The organism is Vreelandella rituensis (assembly GCF_003336665.1).
In the GTDB taxonomy this organism is placed as follows: Bacteria; Pseudomonadota; Gammaproteobacteria; order Pseudomonadales; family Halomonadaceae; genus Vreelandella; species Vreelandella rituensis.
In genome coordinates this window covers 1-3,350 of sequence record NZ_QPIJ01000116.1, presented here as the reverse complement: position 1 = coordinate 3,350, position 3,350 = coordinate 1, and the positions used below count along the sequence as shown (strand labels likewise).

The window sequence follows — 3,350 nt, the reverse complement described above, 5'->3', positions numbered from 1 at the left end:
CCACAGGCATGACACTCCTTCGAGGTGTACGCCGGATTGATCTTGAGAAACGCCTTGTTTCGGGCATTGGCCTTGTATTTGATCAGGGTATAGATCTGCCCCAGGCCGACATTGTTCAGGCCACGGTTAAGCCCGGACTTGGCCCTTGCCCCATTTTTAAGAGTCTGGCGGCCTTGGGTTTTCTTCTTCGCCCGCCTGGTCATCGCCTTGAGTTTGAGGTCTTCCACACAGATGATCTCGCCTGACGTTTCCACGACGTTCCGCGACACGCGATGCGCGAAATTCCGGCGCAGTCGACGAATCTTGCCATGCAGGGTGGATATCTGGTTGGCGAGATGACGCTGATTGTTCGACGCGCAGCGCCTGGACTTATTGCCATTGCGACGTTTCTTGCCACTGGGGGCTGCCTGGAGCCGCTTGATCCGGTCGTTATGCCGCCGAAGCTGGCGCTTTTCTTCCGGGGTGTAGTCGAAGATCGTGCCATTGCAGGCCTGAAGGGGGCGGGCAACACCGCCGTCCAGTCCAGTGATATAACCCAGCAGCTTGTCGTCATCAAGGTACGCAACGTCGTTGAGTAGCGCCTCGTTGTCAGGGTAGGTCTGACCATCCTCCAGTGAGCCGGAGAACGTGAAGCTGCGCCCCTGACGGCTGATGATGAACTGCTTGCTCAGTGACGCGGGCGAATAAGGCACGGTGATAGAAAACAGCTTTGTGCGCTTCCTGGTTGCCGAGTCATAGATCGTCACCTGAGTCTTGTCGTTTGCGACAGGCTGAAGATCAAACAATTCCTTGGTGATGATACAGCTACGTTTCTTGTTTCGGCCTTTGACCTTGGGAAACCTGGAAATCCCTTTTCGGGCGGCTTCCGCATCGGCATAGGCCGAGCTGGCGGCGTTACGCAGGATTTGAACGGGTATGTCTTTCAGGAAGGCAACGTCAGGGTCTTGCTTGATCGGTGCGTACGCCTGGTTGATCTCGGTTCCTCGGCCTTGCGCCAGCAAGTCACGATACTCGCGCACCTTACAATTACGCAGCACATTCGCGGCGCCTATCCATTGAGCAAAGGTGATCGCCTGTCGCGAAGACAGGCGATCCGTGATGCTTAATGAAAAACCGCGCTGCGCCATAAGGGACCTGGTTGCATAAACAGGACAATGGTTCCAGGCTAGCGCCATCCCCCTAATGAGTCAAGGCTATGAGTGACGAGTACCCCTGGAGAACTTTCAGGTCATGCGTTTACCGACTTCACTTCCACCTTGTCTTTGTCCCGAAATATCGGTGTGATGTCTTCACCGAGTCGATGTTGATCCGTTTGGACGAGGTGTTGCGCGAAACCTCCGACCATCGCCACCTGCTGGTCATCTGCCCACCACAGAAAGCCCTGTCTCACTTTATCGGCAAGCTCAAAGGCAAGAGTGCTTACGTGATACGCAAGGAGTTTGCACAAGGCATCGCCGACAAACTCTGGGGCAGCCAGTTCTGGTCACCGTCCTACTGCGTCGTCAGTTGTGGGGGCGCACCGCTGGATATCGTGACGCAGTACATCACCGACCAGCAACGCCCCACCTCCGAGAAAGGTGAACAACAATCGCGGCGGCTACGCCGCCGATAGCGGCCTTCCCTGGCCGAGCCGGCTTGACTCGAAGCTAAAGCAACCGAGATTGCGCCGGGGTTGGTTCAAAGTTTGGCCAGTCGCCTTGTTCCCAGATGTACATGAGCCAGTTAACGCTCCCTATTCAGATCAAAAAATGAGCCGATTATGGGTCGTATTCGGCTCAGAGGCCAGCCGAGTCCTTCCAAGCTGCCCTTGGCCGGCTTTTCAATGCGCCGACCATTGTCTCAATCGCCGTGAGTGACCCTTTTATCGCCGATGATTGTCTAACTGCTACGTTATTGAAGGGTCGCCATAACGATTCTCTCGGGTAAGTTCGTCAGAAAACATCATGTCGTTCGTGAAAAGAGGACAACACAATGATCGAGTCACTGGAAGATCTCGAAGCGGTTAAAAAGTCATGTCAGTCGTTGGTCACGAAGAGTTCAAGACTTTCTGCCGGCGCAGCGATCATTCCGATACCTGGCGTAGATATAGGTTCAGACGTTGCCATATTGATGCGGTTAATTCCCGCAATTAATCAAAAATTCGGTTTGTCACCTGAACAAATCGACAGCCTCGATACCGAATCCAAGCTGTTTGTAATGACCGCCATTTCCAATACGGGAAGCAAGATGGCCGGGAAATACATCACCAAAAAACTGATCGTGTTGCTGCTAAACAAGACGGCAGGCAAGGTGGCGGCGAAAGGGGTTGCCAAGTTCGCTCCCTTTGTCGGCAGCGCCGTGGCAGGCGGCATCAGCTTCACCGCCATGAAGTACATGGGAAACAGCCATATCGAAGATTGTTACGACATTGCCTTGGCAACCCTGGAAAAGAAAAGGCTGGAATCCGTGATCGTGGTCGAGCCCGAGCAAAAATAGCGCCGCCCGCTCTGCCATTGAGAACGGACGCCACTTGAAACAGAGACTCAGCTGCTACTTTCGGCATTAAAATCAGTCCCGCCATCACCAGAGCCTTGATTACCAGACACCAGATGCGGTGTACTACCAAAAACTCTTGAACTAAGTAATTTGAATTAGGCATACAGTGGGTTCAGAGCTTAGTAGCACCATTAAGTTGTCCAGTTGATCGGTTCCATCTCAGTACCGGTAGAGTGGCGTTTGCGCGACGGTAGCTCCAAAGCGCTGCAGTTACTTCATGAATACAGGTTAATTTAAGAAAAATAGTAACTGTTCAGCTCACGCTGCCTGACTCCGTTCATCTCGGCGCATGAACGAGGGCATCTCACCCGCAAAGAGTTGCTCCAGTGCCGCGTGAGCCGACAGGCCCTGCTTGACGGACGTCGAGAGGAAGCTGCGCATCCGGCAGAAGATCTCCGCACCTTCCCACGAGCGGAAGCAGCCCGATATCTTCTGCTGGACCTTGGTCATCCGCAGGTCACGCTCACCCTGGTTGTTGGTAAAAGGCGCGGCCGAATCCTCAAGAAAACGCAGCACATCGTCCTCGCGTGCCTGGAGGCGTTCGAGCAGATTGCGTGCCTTGGTGCGCTTGGTGCGTCCTCGGGTTCCAGGCAGAGGTTTGGCCGGCGGTGGGCTCTCGACGTCGCCTTCCGCCAGGCAATGGCGATAGCGCTCTCGCCATCGTCGAACCGCGTCGGGAGAGAGCCTGCCTCCAGCGTCTTCAACGGCCTGGTTCATCGCCAGCAGCAGATCATGCAGGGTTTTGGCCCAGGCCTGCTGGTCGTTTTCCCAGACACCGATCAGTTCGCGAAGGTGATGGGCATTGCACAGGGCAT

At 54.8% G+C, this 3,350-nt stretch carries 4 protein-coding genes; 2 read left to right on the top strand and 2 right to left on the bottom strand.

Annotated elements, in window-relative coordinates:
• Window positions 1-1,127 (bottom strand): RNA-guided endonuclease InsQ/TnpB family protein (locus DU506_RS20770; RefSeq protein WP_147273808.1); only part of this gene is annotated, 1,127 nt, incomplete at its 3' end.
• Window positions 1,128-1,195: 68 nt separating this feature from the next.
• Here DU506_RS20770 and tnpA point away from each other — a divergent pair.
• Window positions 1,196-1,612 carry an IS200/IS605 family transposase gene (gene tnpA, locus DU506_RS20765; protein WP_114488741.1) on the top strand — a complete coding sequence of 139 codons (417 nt, stop codon included), beginning with the start codon at window positions 1,196-1,198 and terminating at the stop codon, window positions 1,610-1,612.
• A gap of 359 nt (window positions 1,613-1,971) precedes the next feature.
• Complete coding sequence (locus DU506_RS20760; protein WP_114488740.1) at window positions 1,972-2,475, top strand: hypothetical protein; 504 nt, start codon at window positions 1,972-1,974, stop codon at window positions 2,473-2,475.
• A 318-nt stretch (window positions 2,476-2,793) separates the two neighbouring features.
• On the opposite strand, the gene DU506_RS20755 is transcribed toward DU506_RS20760, so the two are convergent.
• Window positions 2,794-3,350: IS66 family transposase (locus tag DU506_RS20755; protein WP_147273807.1), on the bottom strand; the 557-nt coding region annotated here is incomplete at its 5' end.